The 19,062-nt window shown below is 63.6% G+C and carries 16 protein-coding genes and 1 tRNA gene; 6 read left to right on the top strand and 11 right to left on the bottom strand.

Annotated elements, in window-relative coordinates; all coding sequences use genetic code 11:
- Positions 1–10: 10 nt before the first annotated feature.
- Entirely contained in the window at positions 11–1,630 is a 1,620-nt protein-coding gene (locus tag EN845_RS04705; RefSeq protein WP_127871312.1) for an ABC transporter ATP-binding protein, read from the top strand.
- Positions 1,631–1,658: 28 nt separating this feature from the next.
- Here the strand turns inward: EN845_RS04705 and EN845_RS04700 are convergent, their stop codons facing one another.
- The 5 genes from EN845_RS04700 to EN845_RS04680 form a co-directional block, all read right to left on the bottom strand.
- Positions 1,659–1,892, bottom strand: coding sequence for a hypothetical protein (locus EN845_RS04700; RefSeq protein WP_348630914.1), 234 nt, complete (start codon positions 1,890–1,892; stop codon positions 1,659–1,661).
- A gap of 248 nt (positions 1,893–2,140) precedes the next feature.
- Positions 2,141–2,590: a hypothetical protein gene (locus tag EN845_RS04695; protein WP_245464386.1), complete on the bottom strand. Its 450-nt coding sequence runs from the start codon at positions 2,588–2,590 to the stop codon at positions 2,141–2,143.
- Positions 2,587–2,817, bottom strand: coding sequence for a hypothetical protein (locus EN845_RS04690; RefSeq protein ID WP_127278659.1), 231 nt, complete (start codon positions 2,815–2,817; stop codon positions 2,587–2,589). Before EN845_RS04690 ends, EN845_RS04695 begins: the two co-directional genes overlap by 4 nt.
- 578 nt (positions 2,818–3,395) lie before the next feature.
- Positions 3,396–3,686, bottom strand: coding sequence for a hypothetical protein (locus EN845_RS04685; RefSeq protein ID WP_127278660.1), 291 nt, complete (start codon positions 3,684–3,686; stop codon positions 3,396–3,398).
- 669 nt (positions 3,687–4,355) lie between these two features.
- A tRNA-Pro gene (locus tag EN845_RS04680) sits at positions 4,356–4,432 on the bottom strand.
- Between the two features lie 199 nt (positions 4,433–4,631).
- Between EN845_RS04680 and EN845_RS04675 the strand changes: the two genes are divergently transcribed.
- Positions 4,632–6,152 (top strand): phosphomannomutase/phosphoglucomutase, encoded by a 1,521-nt coding sequence (locus EN845_RS04675; protein ID WP_127871314.1) that lies wholly within the window; start codon positions 4,632–4,634, stop codon positions 6,150–6,152.
- Position 6,153: 1 nt separating this feature from the next.
- Here the strand turns inward: EN845_RS04675 and EN845_RS04670 are convergent, their stop codons facing one another.
- On the bottom strand, positions 6,154–7,047 hold the full coding sequence (locus EN845_RS04670; RefSeq protein ID WP_127871315.1) for an NmrA/HSCARG family protein: 894 nt from the start codon (positions 7,045–7,047) through the stop codon (positions 6,154–6,156).
- 113 nt (positions 7,048–7,160) lie between these two features.
- On the opposite strand from EN845_RS04670, the gene EN845_RS04665 reads away from it, so the two are divergent.
- Together EN845_RS04665 and EN845_RS04660 are read left to right on the top strand one after the other, a co-directional pair.
- Positions 7,161–8,060, top strand: coding sequence for a LysR family transcriptional regulator (locus tag EN845_RS04665; RefSeq protein WP_127871316.1), 900 nt, complete (start codon positions 7,161–7,163; stop codon positions 8,058–8,060).
- Positions 8,061–8,111: 51 nt separating this feature from the next.
- On the top strand, positions 8,112–10,346 hold the full coding sequence (locus tag EN845_RS04660; RefSeq protein WP_127871317.1) for a mannose-1-phosphate guanylyltransferase/mannose-6-phosphate isomerase: 2,235 nt from the start codon (positions 8,112–8,114) through the stop codon (positions 10,344–10,346).
- 6 nt (positions 10,347–10,352) lie between these two features.
- Here the strand turns inward: EN845_RS04660 and betB are convergent, their stop codons facing one another.
- The 5 genes from betB to betI form a co-directional block, all read right to left on the bottom strand.
- A complete protein-coding gene (gene betB / locus EN845_RS04655; protein ID WP_127871318.1) occupies positions 10,353–11,816 on the bottom strand; it encodes a betaine-aldehyde dehydrogenase in 1,464 nt (487 codons plus the stop codon).
- 78 nt (positions 11,817–11,894) lie between these two features.
- A complete protein-coding gene (gene betA, locus EN845_RS04650) occupies positions 11,895–13,547 on the bottom strand; it encodes a choline dehydrogenase (protein WP_127871319.1) in 1,653 nt (550 codons plus the stop codon).
- A complete protein-coding gene (locus tag EN845_RS04645; protein WP_167531187.1) occupies positions 13,540–14,544 on the bottom strand; it encodes a threonine/serine dehydratase in 1,005 nt (334 codons plus the stop codon). Before EN845_RS04645 ends, betA begins: the two co-directional genes overlap by 8 nt.
- Positions 14,541–16,070, bottom strand: a complete 1,530-nt coding sequence (betC, locus tag EN845_RS04640; RefSeq protein WP_127871321.1) for a choline-sulfatase — start codon at positions 16,068–16,070, stop codon at positions 14,541–14,543. Before betC ends, EN845_RS04645 begins: the two co-directional genes overlap by 4 nt.
- Positions 16,067–16,657 carry a transcriptional regulator BetI gene (gene betI, locus EN845_RS04635; RefSeq protein WP_127871322.1) on the bottom strand — a complete coding sequence of 197 codons (591 nt, stop codon included), beginning with the start codon at positions 16,655–16,657 and terminating at the stop codon, positions 16,067–16,069. Before betI ends, betC begins: the two co-directional genes overlap by 4 nt.
- 198 nt (positions 16,658–16,855) lie before the next feature.
- Between betI and EN845_RS04630 the strand changes: the two genes are divergently transcribed.
- Both EN845_RS04630 and EN845_RS04625 read left to right on the top strand, forming a co-directional pair.
- Complete coding sequence (locus EN845_RS04630; RefSeq protein WP_127871323.1) at positions 16,856–18,022, top strand: acetyl-CoA acetyltransferase; 1,167 nt, start codon at positions 16,856–16,858, stop codon at positions 18,020–18,022.
- 27 nt (positions 18,023–18,049) lie between these two features.
- The gene (locus EN845_RS04625; protein WP_127280458.1) at positions 18,050–19,054 is read left to right on the top strand and encodes an asparaginase; all 1,005 of its coding nucleotides are present in this window, start codon (positions 18,050–18,052) and stop codon (positions 19,052–19,054) included.
- Positions 19,055–19,062: the final 8 nt, after the last annotated feature.

Below are 19,062 nucleotides of genomic sequence, written 5' to 3'. Positions count from 1 at the left end.
GATCGCTGACATGGCCACTCCCGAAACGATCCTCAGCGTCAAGGACCTGCGCGTGCGCTTCCGCACGCTCGACGGTGCCGTCGAAGCGGTCAAGGGCATCAACATCCATGTCAATGCCGGCGAAACCGTCGCAGTCGTGGGCGAATCCGGCTCCGGCAAGAGCCAGACGATGATGGCGGCGATGAGCCTGCTGGCCTCCAACGGCGAAGCGTCGGGCCATGTCGATTATCGCGGCCGCAATTTGCTCACATTGAGCAAGTCCGAGCTGAACAAGGTCCGCGGCCGCAAGATCAGCATGATCTTCCAGGAACCGATGACCTCGCTAGATCCGCTTTATTCGATCGGCAACCAGCTGATGGAGCCGATCCGCAGGCATCGCGGCCTGAGCGCCGCCGAAGCGCGTGAAGAGGCGCTCAAGCTGCTGCGGCTCGTCCATATTCCCGATCCGGAACGGCGGATGAAATCCTATCCGCACGAGATGTCCGGCGGCCAGCGCCAGCGCGTGATGATCGCCATGGCGCTCGCCAACGACCCCGACATCCTGATCGCCGACGAACCGACGACGGCCCTCGACGTGACCATCCAGGCACAGATCCTGATGCTTCTGGCCGAGCTGCAGCGCAAGCTCGGCATGGCGATCGTCTTCATCACCCACGACCTCGGCATCGTGCGGCGCTTCGCCGACCGGGTCTATGTCATGCGCCAGGGAGAGGTCGTCGAGGAAGGCGCGGCGGAAGCGATCTTCGCCAACCCGCAGCATGCCTACACCAAGATGCTGCTGGCGGCCGAGCCGACGGGGACCAAGGCACCTCCGCCCGCCAACGCGCCCGTGGTGCTCGAAGGCAGGAACGTCGAAGTCACATTCAGGATCGGCGGCGGGTTCCTGGCCGGCGAACCCCTGATGCTGCGGGCTGTCGATCACATCTCGATCCGGTTGCAACGCAACCAGACCATCGGCATCGTCGGCGAATCCGGATCGGGCAAATCGACGCTCGGCCGCGCCTTGCTGCGGCTGTTGCCGAGCGATGGGCTCATCCGGTTCGGCGATCGCGACATTTCCACGGCCGACCGGCAGCAGATGCGGCCGCTGCGGCGCCAGATGCAGCTCGTCTTCCAGGATCCCTTCGGCTCGCTGTCGCCACGCATGACCGTCGGCCAGGTCATCACCGAAGGGCTGCTGGTGCATGAGCCGAACCTTTCGGGAAAGCAGCGCGACCAGCGCGCTGTCGAGGCGCTACGCGAAGTCGGCCTCGATCCCAACGCCCGCAACCGCTACCCGCACGAATTTTCCGGCGGACAACGGCAACGCATCGCCATTGCCCGCGCCATGATCCTGAAGCCCAAGATGGTCGTGCTGGACGAGCCGACCTCGGCGCTCGACCGCTCGGTGCAGAAACAGATCGTGGAATTGCTGCGCAAACTCCAGGCCGACCACGAACTGTCCTACCTGTTCATCAGCCACGATCTCGCGGTGGTGCGCGCCATGGCCGACTACATCATCGTCATGAAGCAGGGCAAGATCGTCGAGGAGGGGCCGACCGAGGCCATCTTCAGCAACCCGCAAGCGCCTTATACGCAGACGCTGATGAACGCCGCGATCGACGTCACGCGGTTCCGGTTGAGCGCGTGATGAGCCGCTGCAGGTAAGGCCCGTTCGCTCAGCCCGCCGAACTCGCGCACTTGTGTGCGCGCATGGCGACAGCGGCATCCTGCTGTTGCTTCAACCGGTCGATCCTGGCCGTTTCACGATTGGCGACCGCCGTCTTCACGCGCGATCCGCCAAGCAGCCAGCGCGGCACGCTGGTGTTGGCGACCTTGCCGCGGGTGATCGCGGTTTGCGAGATGTCGCTCGCGCTGCTTCCCACGGCGCTGTTAAGCTCGGTGCAGCTCATGCTCTCGTGTTTGGCCGGATCGGCCCTTCCGCCGATCGTCCCGCATCCGCCAACCAGGAGCATGGCAGCCAGAAGAACCGGTGCTGACCCTGTTGTTGAGATCAAATTCATATTCGCGTCCGGTTCGCCGTGTGCCGGCCCCCTCATATTCGTCGGTCAAACTAGCGCGGATGCCCTTTTCGTCAAAGTTTGACCGGCCGGCCGGCTCTGCGCTGGTTACCGGCCCGTCTCACTGTCGTCGAAAATTCTTACGCTGCTTCGGCGGCCAATCCGGTCATGGGGACACAACCGCCGCCGAGCACCATTTGGGCAATGTCGGCCGCGTTGTCATCGACATGGGCTGTCACCAGCACGATCCCTTCGCCGACACTGCGGCGCTCCGGCCTTCTGGCGGTCGCGACCAAGGGTCCGAGCAAGCCGCCGAGGGCGCAGCCGCAGAACGTGCCTGTCAGGGCCATCGCCGACAGGCCGGTTGCGAAAGGATTGATGCCGTAAGCAGCAAAAGCGCCCAGGCACGCCAACAGCCCGGCGGCAGCGCCAAGCATGACTGCCGGAGATTTCAGGACACCGATTTCGTCGTGGTAGGGCCCGATAATGGCGATCTGTACGCGCGGAACCCCGGCCGCCAAAAGGTTGCCGGCGATCCGGGTCGCTTCGGGATGGGATTCAAAAAGCCTGCTGATTGTTGGCATGGTCATTCAGGACGTGTCGTGTCCGTCAGCGCGTCGGTAACGAAGGATGCGGCGATCAAGTCGTCGCCATCGATCCGGCCTTGACCGTCCTCCATTACCGCCGCGACCTTTTGGAAGGTCTTGATTTCGCCCTCGGTGATCCGCGCGCTGCGCATCCTGCTCCGGAGGTCTGCCACGCGCAGCTGCAAGATATCGGATCTTGCGTCTTCACGATTCGAGATTGTGCTGGTCATTTATTCCGTCTCGTTTTTTGATGGTCCTCGCGCCCAATCAACCGAACTTGGAGCGCGGGCAAACGTTCCCGGTTAGGGCTTCGGTCTGGTAAGGCGCGGGACTTAAGTCTTGCACCAGGACGCAATGGTCTTGCCGGGCGCGGAACCCGGAACGGCCGCTGATTGCCGCCGTTTGTCCGCTAGCAGATTGTGGGAGGAAGCCGATGGAGAAGAGTGTTGACCAGGCGCGTTGGTTGCTCGCACCGATCTTCGCGACGGCCATCACTTTCATGGTGGCCGCAATAGTCCTCGGCTAACCTCCTCGCACATCGGCGCAATCCAGTCCCTTCCTGCGCTGACAGGGTTCGCTCGCTCTTCCAAGTGGCGAGCGAACCCTGGATTTGGCACAAACCCTGGCTGGACTGGCCAGCGTCGGGAAAATTGCCTGACCCGAGCCGAGCTTCCATAACTTACCAGCGGTGATGGGGTATTCAGGACTGGCACGGTCCACTGCGCCTGGATTTTCAGCCGCGCATAGCGTGCCAGGGAAAGTCATCTGGTGGCCAGGCTTGATCGAGAGCCGGGCCACCAGTCGGTAATCAGTAACCGCCGTTTTCGATCACCACCGGGTGGTGGTGACGGTGGGTGGAGATGGAGCCGGTGACGACAACGGCATCCCGATCCTGCCGATAATGATGCCGGCGACCATGGTCGTAGAACGCAATCGTTCCGTGGTGACGGTGATGAAGCCGCTGACCTTCCTCGTTGATGATCCTGACCTGGTTGTGATGTCGATGATGGGTCGTGACGACAACGTCCGCCTCAGCGGCCGAAGCCAAAGCGGGCAATCCCATCGAAAGCGCCAAAGCGCACATGATCATTGTTTTCACTGCAATTTCTCCATTGCCTTGATTAGCCCTTCCTTGGATACAACTGCCGCTGACCCCTTTGGTTCCGGGTTTCCCGGGACAGGCGGGGACGTGCGGCAGGTCGAAGGGCGGCTATGGCGTCGCTGGCCAAGGATGCAAAAACCGCAACATTTAGCCACCGCCCCCTAGCCATCCTCATGCCACGGCTAGTCGCGGCATCGCGTTCTCTACGGTTTCACTCAGGCTGCGGAACATTAGGAGGGTCTAACTGTTCTATCTCCGCGGCAGGCATCACAATTGAGGTCTGCTGAAGATCAGTCGGCAAAGGCTGATCGGCCCGTGTCCTCCGCCAGAGGCGCGGGCTCACCAGGCAACAGGAGAGAGTCTATGAACAATATCATTTGGCTCGTTGGAGCGGTGGTCATCGTCATTGCGATATTGAGCTTCTTCGGCCTCCGTTAGGCGCCGCGCGCCATGCCCTGTCGGAGTGTGATCCGTGGCAGCGACGCCGCGAACACTCTCCGCAGATTGACCGGCACGATGCAGGAACCTCGTTGCTCATGCGTCATGCGAGGAAAGGGATTTCGTGTCCGTTCCCCGCGCTGAGGGAAAAGGCATCAGCCTGGACGCAGGCTATCAGGTGAATCGCCGATTGCGCCAAAGTCGGGATGCGCTAATACATTGTTTTTCTGGTCGGAGTGGCAGGATTTGAACCTGCGACCCCCTCGTCCCGAACGAGGTGCGCTACCAGGCTGCGCTACACTCCGTGACCAGACCGCGGGCTTATAGCCGCCACACTTCGTTCCTGCAAGCGGCAATGGCAGCACTTCTGTCGCATTTCGTGCGCTTTCGTCGGGGCTTGCCGGAAAGCTCGGATTTCCATCCGGGATAAACGCGGCTTAAAGCCTTGTGTGCTAAGCCGCTGCCTCGATAGATCGTGTTTCTGTCTCCTGGAGCCCTGCTGTCTTGCCCCCAAAAATCGTTGGCGAAGCCTGGCCCAACAGCTTCGAATTCGAAACCGCGGCGCTGATCAAGGCATCCGGGTTTCGTGAATATGATGCGCGCTGGTGGTTCGGTCATCCCGGTTCGACGGTGCCGCCGGAACTCAATCTGATCGGCGTCCAGGCGCTTGGCATGGGGCTCGGCACGCTGATCCGCCGTCTCGGCGCCGGACCCGACATCGTCACCGGGCATGATTTCCGGTCCTATTCGCTTGGCATCAAGCTAGCGCTGGTTTCCGGGCTGATGGCGGCCGGCGCAAGGGTGAAGGACATCGGCCTGGCGCTGTCGCCTATGGCCTATTTCGCGCAGTTCGCACTGGAGACGCAGTCCGTCGCCATGGTCACCGCCTCGCACAACGAGAACGGCTGGACCGGCGTCAAGATGGGAGCCGCGCGGCCGCTGACCTTCGGGCCTGAGGAGATGACCGCGCTGAAGGCGATGGTGCTCGCCGGCGATTTCGACCTTACAGGCGGCGGCTCCTATGATTTCGTCCGCGATTTTCGCGCCACCTATCTCGACGACCTGGTCGGGGACAAGCGCATCACACGCAAGCTCAAAGTGGTCGCTGCTTGCGGCAATGGCACTGCCGGCGCCTTTGCCCCGGAAGCCTTGCGGCGCATCGGTTGCGAGGTGATTCCGCTCGATGCCGAACTCGACCATACCTTCCCGCGCTACAATCCCAACCCGGAGGACATGCGGATGCTGCATGCCATCAGGGACAAGGTGCTGGAGACAGGGGCCGATGTCGGTCTGGGCTTCGATGGCGACGGCGACCGCTGCGGTGTCGTCGACAATGAAGGCAACGAAATCTTCGCCGACAAGGTCGGCGTCATGCTCGCGCGGGATATTTCGCGGCTCCATCCGGGTTCGACCTTCGTCGTCGACGTCAAGTCGACCGGACTGTTCAACACCGACGCGGTGCTGCGCGCCAATGGCGCCGTTACCGACTACTGGAAGACCGGCCATTCCTACATCAAACGCCGCGTTGCCGAACTCGGCGCTGTCGCCGGCTTCGAAAAGTCAGGCCATTTCTTCTTCAACCCGCCGATCGGGCGCGGCTATGACGACGGGTTGGTCACGGCAATCGCCATCTGTCAGATGCTGGACCGCAACCCGGCCAGTTCGATGGCCGATCTCTACCGTGCGCTGCCGCTGACCTTCGGCACGCCCACCATGTCGCCGCACTGCGCGGACGATGTGAAATACGGCGTCGTCGAACGGGTGGTCTCCGATTTTCAGGCGATGCAGCGGGACGGTACCAGTTTCGCGGGCCAGAAGATCATGGACCTCGTCACCGTCAATGGCGTCCGCGTCGTCGCCGAGGACGGCACCTGGGGTCTGGTGCGCGCCTCGTCGAACAAGCCGGAACTGGTCGTGGTCGTCGAAAGCCCGGTCTCGTCCGAGCGTCGCCGGCAGATGTTCGATGCCGTCGACGCCGTGCTGCGCCGTAGTCCGGAAGTCGGCGCTTATAACCAGACTTTCTAGGTCACCGCCCCGCTGCGGGCGCTGCGGCCGTCAGCATGCTCCAGTCAAAATCGTGCGCCCAGTCGGCAAAGCCGTGCCAGCGCACCTCCGGGAATTCCCTGTGCAAGGCGGCGATATCGACGTCGTAGCCGACGCGGTCGAACCATTCGAACATCAGCGCCGCGTCCTCGCTCTGCTGGCGGGCGACTGCGATCGGGATTTCCTGGTAGCGGATCGGGTGGCCGATGGCGCCGGACAGGATTTTAGCCTGCTCTTCGCCTGACAATTCGTCGCCGGCGAAATCGAAGCGCTTGCCGAACACTTCTTCCCGCCGCTCGACCAGAGCGGCCACGAAGGCGCCGATATCCACCAGGGAGACGAGCTGGAGGACGCGCTTGGGCGGCATCGCGAAGGCATGGATGCCTTGGTTGAGCGCACCGATCGACCATGGCGCAACGGCATTCTCCATGAAGGCCACCGGCGCGCTGATCGTATGGGGAATGCCGAGCTGCTCGATATGTCGCTCGACCAGATATTTGCTTTCGAAATGCGGGATGCCGGTGTTCTTGTCGGCGTCGGCAACGGAGGAATAGATCAAGTGTCCGACGCCGGCGGTCTTCGCCGCATCGGCGGCTAGGATCCCCAGACGGGTCTCTTCCTCGAGACCGGCCTCATAGCTGTTGCCCATCAGGAACATGGTGTCGACGCCTTTTGCGGCGCTCACGACCGAGTCCGCATCGGCGAGATCGCCGGCCACCACCTCGGCGCCCGCCGACGCCAGTTGCCGCGCGCCCTCGCTGCCCGGCTTGCGCGTCAGTCCCTTGACGTGATGGCCCCTGGACAACAGCGCACGCGCTACCGCGCCGCCTTGCTGGCCCGTGGCGCCGGTCACAAGAATGTTTCGTTTGCTGGTCATTTCGTCTGCTCCTTTTTCTCTGTCCGGCTTGTTTGCCTGGACCAAAATTAGGCTCTGTCGGATTGATGCATAACTGCCTATAATTGGAAAACTTTGTCTCACGTGTGAGTACAATGATCGATCTCAACGATGTCATCGTGTTTGCTCGCGTCGTCGAAGCCGGCAGCTTCACCGCCGCCGCGCGTCTGCTCGCCATGCCAAAGACGTCGGTCAGCCGCCGTGTCGCCGCGCTCGAACGCGAGGTCGGCGTGCGCCTGTTGCAGCGCACGACACGCAGCCTCAACCTGACGGATGCCGGGCGTCTGTATTATGAGCAAAGCAGCCAGGGGCTGCGCACGATCGAGGAGGCGAATCTGCGTCTGGCGGAGGCGAGGGCGGAACCGTCGGGCACCATCCGCATTTCGGCCCCGGTAGGTTTTGGCGGCTATTTCCTCATCCGCGCCGTGGTCGACTTTCTGGCGCTGTATCCGAAGACCAATGTCGAGCTTCGGCTCACCGACGACAAGCTCAACCTGGTCGAGGACGGTATCGACCTCGCCTTCCGCACCGGCACCCTCCAGGATTCGACGCTGATCGCCCGCAAGCTCGGTGCCGCGCGCAGGTTGCTCTGCGCCAGCCCCGACTATCTCGCACGATATGGAATGCCGGAAGGCCCGGCGGATCTCGCGCGCCATCGATGCGTCATCGCGGGCCCATCGGCCTCGGGCGCCCATTGGGTGCTGGATGGACCACAAGGCCAGGAGACGGTCGTGGTCACCGGGCGCTTCGCCGCCAATGAAATGCAGGCGGTGCTTGCTGCCGCGCTCGCCGGCTTCGGTGTCGCCCAATTGCCCCAGGCGATGGCCGAAGGGCTGATCGATCAGGGGCGCCTGCAGCGCGTCCTCGAGGATTACACGACACCGGCCGGCGGACTGCATGTGCTCTATCCGAGCAGCCGCCACCTTTCGCCCCTGGTGAAGGCCTTTATCGAACTGGCGGCCGAGCGGATTTCCAATCGGGCAAATACCGCTTAAAGGGCGTCTGTGCTACCCAATCGACCTCCAATTCCCGAGCGCGAGACCTGAATGACCGAGCGGATCGTCAGTTTTGTCATGAGCGGCGGCGTTGGCTCTCGGCTATGGCCGCTGTCACGCGAGGACAATCCCAAGCAGTTCCACGATCTGTCGGGCGATGGCTCCATGCTGGCCAAGACCTTGCGCCGCCTGACGGCGAGACCGGCTGGCGAGACGCCGATCTTCCTGATCGCCTCGGAACGTCACGCCGATCGTGTCCATGCCGACTTGGCCGGTCTCGATCTTGCCGGCGGCGGCCCGCTGTTCGAGCCCGCGGGACGCAACACCGCCGCCGCCGTCGCACTGGCGACGCTGCGCACTCTGTCGGAATTCGGCGACAGCCTGGTGCTGGTGGTGCCTTCCGACCATGAAATAGCGACGGCGGGGCAATTCTGGCAAAGTATCGAAGCGGGATCGCAGGCGGCGCGCGCCGGCCGCCTGGTGGTGTTCGGCATCAAGCCGACCCAGCCGGAAACCGGTTACGGCTATATCGAGGTATCGGCCGAGAAGGGCGGGGTGTTCGACGTTTCGCGCTTCGTCGAGAAGCCCGACCTCGCGACGGCCAATGATTATCTCAAGGCGGGAAATTTCTACTGGAACACCGGCATCTTCCTGTTTCGGGCGGGTGCCATGCGCGACGCCTTCGAGGCATTCCAGCCCGATATCTGGCGCACTACCGAAGCGGCCTACAAGGCGGCGACATCGGACCTGTCCGGCCTCTATATGCCGCTGGAGCTCTACGCGGCCATCCCGTCGAACTCGATCGACTATGCCATCATGGAGCGGGCAAAAGACATCGCCATGGTGCCGGCCGGTTTCCGCTGGAACGATCTCGGCTCCTGGCAATCGCTCCTCGACGTCGGTCCCGCTGACGAGCGAGGCAACGTCGTCGTCGGTGATGTCGTCGCCATCGATTGTGAGAATTCCTATATCCGCAGCGACGGCCGCCTGCTGTCGGCGATCGGCATGAAGGACGTTGCCATCGTCTCGACGGCGGATGCCACTTTCGTTGCCCCGGTGAGCCACAGCCAGCACGTCAAGAAGATCGTCGAACAACTCGAAAAATCGGGACGGCTGGAAACCAGATTCACGCCAGCGCACGACCGCGTCATCGAAAGCGGCGCCTGGCGGCGGCGCGTGCATCACTGGCTGTTCCAGGAGACCTTGCCGCTATGGTCGACATCAGGCGTCGACGAGCGCCATGGCGGCTTCCACGAGGCGCTGGGTTTCGACACCAGGCCGCTCGTCAAGCCCAAGCGCATGCGCACCCAGGCCAGGCAGGTCTATGCTTTCGCCGTTGCCAAGGAACGTGGCTGGACCGGCCCGGCCGACCGGCTGATCGCGCATGGCATCGATTTCATGGCAGGGCAGGGCCGCACCGAACGGGGCGGTTGGGTGCGCACGCTGAATGTCGATGGCTCCGTCGCCGACCCGGTCGAGGACGCCTACGATCATTCCTGCATTCTGCTGGCACTGGCGCACGCGCATATGTCGGGCAATCCCGATGCCTTGCGGCTCGGCGAGGAGACCTTCGCCTTCCTCGATGCGCATCTGGAGGACAGCCGCATGACGGGGTTCCTCGAGACATCGGATGGGGCCGGCGAGCGGCGCTCCAATCCGCACATGCATCTGCTCGAAGCTTTCCTGGCCTGGCACCAGGCGACCGGAGAGCGCGCGCATCTGCGACGCGCGGCCCGCATCATCGACCTCTTCCGCAGCCATTTCTTCGACCCCGAGAGCTGGACGCTCGGCGAGTATTTCGATGCCGAATGGAAACCGGTCTTGGGAGAGAAGGGAACCTGGACCGAACCCGGCCATCACTTCGAATGGGCATCGCTGCTGGTCGATTTTGCCGATCGAAGCGGCCAGGCCGAGCTGAGCGTCTATGCCCGAAAACTCTATGCCTCGGCGATCGCCAACGGCCTTAACCGCGCCACCGGCCTTGCCTATGGGGCAGTCTCGCGGCAGGGCCTGCCGCTCGACCTGATGTCGCGCAGTTGGCCGCAGGCCGAAGCGCTCAAGGCGGCGATCGCGCTGGATGGCTCGGGCGGCCCTGATCTCAAGCCGGAGATCGAGGCGCGCGTCGGCCGGCTGTTCCGCTGGCACATCGACCCGGCGCCGCTGGGCCTCTGGATCGACCGCATCGACGAACGCGGCCGCTCGCTGGCGTCAGACGTGCCGGCGAGCATCTTCTACCATCTGGTCTGTGCGCTGACCCAGTATCTGGATGGGACGGTGGACAAGTAGGCGGGATCAGTACGGGCTTGCCACGTCCCCGGTCTCGACATAGACCGACTTCAGCTGCGAATAGAGCGCCAGTGCCGCCAGCGAATTCTCGCGGCCGATGCCCGATTGCTTGACCCCGCCGAAGGGGATTTCCACAGGGGTCAGATTGTAGGCGTTGATCCAGCAGGTTCCGGCCTGCAACTCGGCAATGACGCGGTGGGCGCGCGGCAGGTCGCGTGTGAACACGCCCGCCGCAAGGCCGAACTCGGTGTCGTTGGCGCGGTCTATAACCTCGTCCTCACCGTCGAATTTCAGCACGCTCATGACCGGGCCGAAAATCTCCTCGCGGGCGATGCGCATGGTGTCGGTGACGCCGGTGAAGACCGTAGGCTCGACGAAGAAGCCGCCCTGGAAGCCCTGCAGCGACGGCACGTTGCCGCCGCAAGCGAGCGTGGCGCCATCCTGCTTGCCAGCCGCGATATAGCCGACGACCTTGTCTTGCTGCGCCTTGTTGACCAACGGACCCATCTGCGTATCCGGATCGAGCGGATCGCCGATGCGGATTTTCTTGGTTCGCTCGACCAGCCGCTCGACAAAGCGGCCGTGAATGCCGCTCTGCACGAAGACGCGCGTGCCGTTGGAACAGATCTGGCCGCTCGAATAGAAATTGCCGAGCATGGCGCCGCCAATGGCGTTTTCGAGATCGGCATCGTCGAAGACGATCAGCGGCGACTTGCCGCCGAGTTCCATCGTCGCGTGCTTCATCCCTGAGCCGGCCAGCGACAGGACCTTGCGCCCGGTCGGCACCGAGCCGGTCACCGAAACCTTGGCGACGACATCATGGCCGACCAGCCCGGCGCCGACATCGCCATAGCCTTGCACGACGTTGAACAGCCCGTCGGGTAGACCAGCTTCCGAGTAGATCTCGGCCAGCGCCAGCGCCGAAAGCGGCGTGTTTTCCGATGGCTTGAACACCATGGCGTTGCCCATGGCGAGCGCCGGCGCCGATTTCCAGCCGGCGATCTGGATCGGATAGTTCCAGGCGCCGATACCGACGCAGACGCCAAGCGCCTCGCGGCGCGTGTAGGCGAAGGGTCCGCCGAGGTCGACCGCTTCGCCGTTGAAGACGGCGACCGCGCCGGCGAAATATTCAAGGCAATCGGCGGCGGAAGGCGCGTCCGCCACCAGCGTCTCCTGGATCGCCTTACCGGTGTCCAGCGTCTCGATGCGGGCAAGGTCGGCGTTGCGGGCGCGCAAAATGTCGGCGGCACGGCGCAGAATGCGGCCGCGCTCGACCGGCTTGAGCCGCGCCCAGGCCGGCTGTGCGGCGCGTGCGGCCTCGATAGCGAGTTCCAGCACGTTCGGCGTCGCCGAACGCAGCATGGCGATGGTCTCGCCCGTGGCAGGATAGATCACCGGCAGCGGCGCGCCCCCTTCGTCCTCGATATAGCGTCCGTTGACATAGTGCGAAGCCGTGGGCTGGGCGCGCATGGGGATCTCCAATTCGTCTGCGCCCAAGTGGGCGGCTCAATCTATCGAGGCGGCTCGATCGGTTGCCCGGATCATGGCCTATCTGTCAGATGCCTGCCAGCGAGGATTGATCCATGGCTCCTGGTTGGACGGCGCGAGCGGTGTACGGCCAAGGATGTGATCGGACGCCTTCTCGCCGGTCATGATCGATGGTGCGTTGAGGTTGCCGTTGGTCACGCGCGGGAAGATCGAGGAGTCGGCGACCCGTAATCCGTCGACGCCGATGACCCGGCATTCCGGATCGACGACGCTCGATTGATCATCGACCCGGCCCATTCGACAGGTGCCGCAAGGGTGGTAGGCGCTTTCGGCATGGTCGCGAATGAACATATCGAGATCGTCATCCGACTGCACATGGCTGCCCGGCGAGAGTTCCTGTCCGCGGTAGGCATCGAAGGCCGACTGGCCGAAGATTTCGCGGGTCAGGCGGATGCAGTGACGGAACTCCGCCCAGTCGTCCGGATGCGACATGTAGTTGAAGCGGATGACCGGCTTCGCTTTCGGATCCGGCGAGCGCAACGTCACCGAGCCGCGCGACTTCGAGCGCATCGGCCCGACATGCGCCTGGAAGCCATGCGACTTCGCCGCCGCCTTGCCGTCATAACGCACCGCCGCCGGGATGAAGTGATACTGGATGTCGGGATAGTCGACGCCTGCCTGCGAGCGCACGAAGGCGGCCGCCTCGAAATGATTGGTGGCGCCCAGGCCCGATTTGAAGAACAGCCACTGCGCCCCGATCATCGCCTTGGAGAACGGGTTCAGCACTGAATTCAGGGTGATCGGCTTGGTCGATTCCTGCTGGATGTAGAGCTCCAAATGGTCCTGCAGGTTGCCGCCGACGCCGGGCCGATCTGCCACGACGGCAATGCCGTTCTCGCGCAAATGCCCGGCCGGGCCGATACCGGACAGCATCAGGATTTTTGGCGAGTTGATCGACGACGCCGCGACGATCACTTCGCGTCGTGCCTTAACGACCTGAATCTGTTTGTGGGCTTCGATCTCGACGCCGATGGCGCGTTGATTCTCGATAATCACCCGGCGCGCAAAGCCTTTGACCAGACTCACGTTTTTGCGCCTGAGTGCCGGCTTCAGATAGGCTGATGCCGCCGACCAGCGGCGGCCGCCCAGAATGGTCTGCTCCATCGGCCCGAAGCCTTCCTGCTTGGCGCCATTGTAGTCGTCGGTCAGTTCAAACCCTGCCTGCCGGCCCGCTTCGACGAAGGCGCCATAGAGAGGATTGCGCCGCGAGCCGCGCTGCACATGCAGCGGGCCGCCGTGCCCGCGCCAGCCATCCTCGCCACCGTCGGAATCTTCCATGCGCTTGAAATAGGGGAGCACGTCAGCAAAACCCCAGCCGGCCGCTCCCTGTTCGGCCCAATGGTCGAAGTCACGGGCGTGGCCGCGCACATAGACCATGCCGTTGATCGAGGACGAGCCGCCGATCACCTTGCCGCGCGGCGTCGCCAGCACGCGGCCGCCCAGATGCGGCTCCGGCTCACTGGCGAACCCCCAGTCGTAGAGGTTCATGTTGAGCGGGATCGACAGCGCCGACGGCATCTGGATCAGAGGTCCGATATCGGTGCCGCCGAATTCGATGACGATGACCGAATGCTTGCCGTCTTCAGACAGGCGATAGGCCATGGCCGAGCCGGCGGAGCCGGAGCCGATGATGACGAAATCCGCTTCAAGCATCGTTCATATGCGCCATAAAATCGGCGAGCGAGACATTGCCGCCGGTTGCCACCACGAGGACGGTCTTTCCCGCCACATCCACCTTGCCACCGAGCAGTGCCGCCAGCGACGCCGCGCCCGAAGGCTCCAGCACCAGCTTCATCCGCTCGAAGGCGATCTTCATTGCCCGCCGCACCGACTGGTCGTCGACGGTGATGCCGCGAACACCCGCTGCCTTGACTGCTGCGAAGGGGGCGTCGCCGGGCCGGCGCGACATCAGCCCGTCGCAGATCGACTTCGGGCCAATCGGCATGGTCTCGATCGAGCCATGCGCCAGTGACGAGCCCATGCCGTTGAACCCTTCGGGCTCGACGCCGATGATCTCGGTCGCCGGCGACAGATAGTGGAAGGCGAGCGAAACGCCGCCGATCAGCCCACCGCCGCCGACCGAGCAGAACAAAAGATCAGCGCTGGCGTCCTTGGCCGACAGCTGGTCGAGCGCCTCGAGGCCGGCGCCCGCCTGGCCGGCGACGATCTCGGGATCGTCGAACGGATGCAGCAGAGCCAGACCTTCGGTCTCCGCGATCTCGCGCGCCTTTGCGGCCGCGACCTCTTCACGCGCCCGATCGCCATGATCGGTCAGCACGACGCGGGCGCCATAGCCTGATGTCGCATCACGCTTGGCGGCCGGGGCGTCGATCGGCATGACGATGGTGACCGGGATGCCGAGCGCCTGTCCGGCGGCCGCCAGCCCTTGCGCGAAATTGCCGGAGGAATAGGCGACGACGCCCTTCCTTGCTTCGTCGGGCGAAAGCCGCTTCAGCCGCCAATAGGCGCCGCGAACCTTGAAGGATCCGGCCCACTGCAGCGATTCCGGCTTGATGAAGACCCGGGCCGCACCGGTTTCCTTGGCGAGTGCCGTCGATTCCAGCAGCGGCGTGACCTGTGTCGCCTGGGAGGTGACGGCATAGGCCTGCATGAGATGATCGAGGGTGGGAACGAGAAGATCTGTCATCATTCGCCTCGCGGATACCTTTTGCTCTCTTCAAGATTGTCGAGGTTCATGTGATTGCGCATGTACCGCTCTGACGCCTTCTGCAGTGGCTGGAAATCCCAGGGGTAATAGGCGCCATTGCGCAGCGCCGGATAGACCACCCAGCGGCGCGCCTGGCTCTCGCGCACGGCGGCGTCGAAGCCGGCCATGTCCCAACGCGCCCTGACCTTGTCCATGAACTCGGCCACCAACGCCACATTGGCGGGATCATCGGCAAGATTGTCCCGCTCCAGCGGATCGGCTTCGAGATCGAACAATTGCGGCGGATCGAGTTCGCAATGGACGAATTTGTAGCGGCCCTCGCGGATTGCCACCAAGGGCGCATAGGAGCCTTCCGCGGCGTACTCGATCAACACCGGTGCCGTGCGCTGCCCGCCCTTGGTGAGCGGCAGCAGCGACTGGCCGTCGGTCCACGGCGCGATCGACCCGATGTCGATGCCGGCGAGGTCGCAAAGCGTTGGCGCCACGTCGAGATTGGAGACCGGCGCGTCGATCAGCCCGGCCGGCACGCCCTTGCCGGCGATCATCAGCGGCACCCGCGCCGAGCCTTCGAAGAAGCTCATCTTGAACCACAGGCCTCGCTCGCCCAGCATGTCGCCGTGATCGGAGCAGAACAGGATGATCGTGTCGTCGAGCATGCGCGTTCGGGTGAGAACGTCGAGGAGCTCGCCGAGCTTGTCGTCGACATAGGAGATGTTGGCGAAATAGCCGCGCCGCGAACGACGCACCTGCTCCGGTGTGATCTCGAAAGAGGGATAGTCGCTGGCGTGGTACAGCCGCTGGGAATGCGTATCCTGCTCGTCATGCGCGATGAAGCCGGTTTCCGGGTCCAGCGCCTGGCAATGCTCATAGAGATCCCAATACTGCTTGCGCGCGACATAGGGATCGTGCGGGTGCGACAGCGAGACGGTGAGGCACCATGGCCGATGGCTTGCATCGTCCTGTTCGCGTGAAAGCTGATAGAGCTTCTGAGACGCGAGGAACACGACCTCGTCGTCATACTCCATCTGGTTGGTGGTCTCGGCGATGCCGGCGCCGGTTACCGAACCCAGATTGTGATACCACCACTCGATGCGCTCGCCGGGTTTGCGGTAGTCCGGCGTCCAGCCGAAATCCGCCGGATAGATGTCGGTGGTCAGCCGCTCCTCGAAACCGTGCAACTGATCCGGACCGACGAAATGCATCTTGCCCGACAGGCAGGTGTAGTAGCCGGCGGCACGCAAATGATGGGCGAAGGTCGGGATCGACGAGGCAAATTCAGCGGCATTGTCGTAGACACCGGTGCGCGACGGCAACTGGCCGCTCATGAACGAGGCGCGGCCCGGTGCGCAAAGCGGCGAGGCGGTGTAATTGTTGGCAAAGCGCGCCGAACGCGCCGCCAGCGCTTTCAGATGCGGCGTGTGTAGAAATTCCGCTGGCCCATCCGGGAAAAAGGTCCCGTTGAGCTGGTCGACCATGACGATCAGGAAATTGGGTCGCTTCGCTGTCACTGTTTGTGCTGTCCGCCAAGTTTGGTTTCGAGATAGTCCTCGACCAGCGCGATCGCGGTCGCGGCGTCGGGCACGCCATCCTTCAGCGCGCGCCTGATGTAGAGCCCGTCGATCATTGCCGCCGTCGCTTCCGCGGCGCGGTCGGCTTCGGTCCTGGGCAGGATACCGATCAAACCGCTCATCAGGTTCGAATGCAGCCGCCTTGCGTAGATTCTGAGCAACCGGCGCAGCGAGGACGATTGCTGCGCCTCGACATAGAAGGCGAGCCATGCGGCGATGGTCTCCGCCTGGAACTGGATGTCGGAAAAATTGACAGCTACCACGGCCGACACGCGCTCGCGCGGGGAGGTGGTGGATTGAAGCGCGCGGCGCATGTCGATGGTCAGTTCGGCCAGGATGTGCCGCATCGTCGCGAACAGTAGCTCGTCCTTGGCGCCGAAATAGTGATGGGCAAGGGCCGAAGACACACCGGCGCGTCCGGCAATCTCGGACATGGTCACGTCAAGCGAGCCGCGCTCGCCGATCGCCGAGATCGTCGCGTCGATGAGCGCCTTGCGGCGCAATGGCTCCATTCCGACTTTTGGCATGCTGTTCCCGATTTTTTTGGGAGATTATTTTTTATTGACGCGTCAATCAACAAAAAATCGATGCTAACGCGACCTGCACCAAGCGATTGTTGCGTGGCGGCTCTTCACGGTTCGAGCAGGAATGTTTATATTTGAACAATAAAGACGAAGTGCGCCATGAGCCCACATGCTAGGCTGGCGCCAAGGATGGAGACCGGCATGACCGCATGTATCGTTGGCTGGGCACATTCGCGCTTCGGCAAGCTCGAGGGCGAGACGCTCGAAAACCTGATCGTCAAGGTCGCGACGGACGCGCTCGATCATGCCGGCATCGGCCCGGACGAGGTCGACGAGATCGTGCTTGGCCATTTCAACGCCGGCTTTTCGGCGCAGGATTTCACGGCAAGCCTGGTTCTCCAGGCCGATGACCGGCTGCGCTTCAAGCCGGCCACGCGCGTCGAGAATGCTTGCGCAACCGGTTCGGCCGCCGTCCGGCAGGGCATCCGCGCCATCGATGCAAACGCTGCCCGGGTCGTTCTGGTGGTCGGCGCCGAGCAGATGACGACAACGCCCGGGCCGGAAATCGGCAAGAACCTGCTCAAGGCGTCCTATCTGCCCGAGGACGGTGACACGCCGGCCGGTTTTGCCGGCGTCTTCGGCAAGATCGCGCAGGCCTATTTCCAACGCTATGGCGACCAGTCGGATGCGCTCGCCATGATCGCGGCCAAGAACCACAAGAACGGCGTCGACAATCCCTATGCCCAGATGCGCAAGGATTTCGGCTATGAATTCTGCAGGCAGGAGAGCGAGAAGAACCCGTTCGTCGCCGGGCCCTTGAAGCGCACTGATTGCTCGCTGGTCTCCGACGGCGCCGCCGCCCTTGTCCTTGCCGACACGGCGACGGCGCTGAAGATGCGCCGCGCCGTCGCCTTCCGTGCCAACGAACACGTGCAGGATTTCCTGCCGATGTCGAAGCGCGACATCCTGGCCTTCGAAGGCTGCGAGCAGGCCTGGACCCGCGCGTTGAAGAATGCCGGCGTGACGCTCGACGATCTCTCCTTCGTCGAGACGCATGACTGTTTTACCATCGCCGAATTGATCGAGTATGAGGCGATGGGGCTGGCCAAGCCCGGTGAAGGCGCCAAGCTGGCGCTGGATGGCACAACGGCAAAAGACGGCCGCCTGCCGGTCAATCCCTCAGGAGGCCTGAAAGCCAAGGGGCATCCGATCGGCGCCACTGGGGTCTCCATGCATGTCTTGACCGCCATGCAGCTTGTTGGTGAAGCCGGTGGCATCCAGGTGCCGGGCGCAAAACTCGGCGGCATCTTCAACATGGGGGGCGCGGCTGTCGCCAACTACGTTTCCATTCTTGATCGGATCAGGTAAACCGCCCCGGCATTCACGGGAGGTGACATGGCCAATCCGGTTCTGATCGAAGTCTTGCGCGGCGCCATTGTCGAGAGCGCCCATCGCGGCGCCGTCGCTGTCTTCGATGCCGGCGGCAAGCCGGTCCTGGAGATCGGCGACACATCGAAGCCGGTCTTTCCCCGCTCCGCCGTCAAGGCGATCCAGGCCCTGCCGCTTGTCGAAACGGGTGCCGCCGATGCCTACGGCTTCGGCAACCGCGAACTGGCGCTAGCGTGTGCCTCCCATTCCGGCGAGCCGGCACATGTCGACCTGGCGCGGTCCATGCTGGCCGGGGCCGGGCTGGATAGGTCGGCGCTCGAATGCGGCACCCACTGGCCCTCGGATCATGACGCCGAGATTGCGCTCGCACGTGCCGGCGGTTCACCAAATGCGCTTCACAACAACTGTTCCGGCAAGCATTCCGGCTTCCTTTGCACCTGCGTGCATTCCGGCATGGAGCATCGCGGCTACGTCAAGCCGGGGCACGCTTTGCAGGAAATGGTGCGCGACGCCATGCAGTCGGTCACCGGCGCTGTCCACGGCGCCGACGAACGCGCGACCGATGGCTGCTCGATCCCGACCTATGCGGTGCCGCTGAGGAGTTTCGCGCTCGGCTTTGCCCGCATGGTGACGGGACAGGGCTTTGGCCCCGAGCGGGCGAAAGCTGCGAAGCGACTGCTTTCGGCCTGCATGGCGGAGCCGTTCTTCGTCGCGGGCACCGGCCGTGCCGACCTGCTGCTGATGGAAGCCGCTCCCGGGCGGATTTTTGCCAAAGGCGGGGCCGAGGGCGTCCATTGTGCCGCGCTTCCGGAACTCGGCCTTGGCATCGCGGTCAAATGCGATGACGGTGCCGGTCGCGCCGGCGACGCAATCGCTGCCGCCGTCCTCGCCAGGCTGCTGCGGGCGGACGAAGCCTTGTCGGCGAAGCTGCTCGAACTGGCGAACGCGCCGATCGAAAGCCGCATTGGCGCCAAGGTCGGGGCGCTGAGGCCGACGCCGGTCTTGAATTGAAGTGGCAA

This window comes from Mesorhizobium sp. M8A.F.Ca.ET.202.01.1.1 (genome assembly GCF_004791595.1).
Classification (GTDB): Bacteria; Pseudomonadota; Alphaproteobacteria; order Rhizobiales; family Rhizobiaceae; genus Mesorhizobium.
Note: the sequence above shows the minus strand (reverse complement) of the source record. Positions and strands in the feature narration are given on the sequence as shown.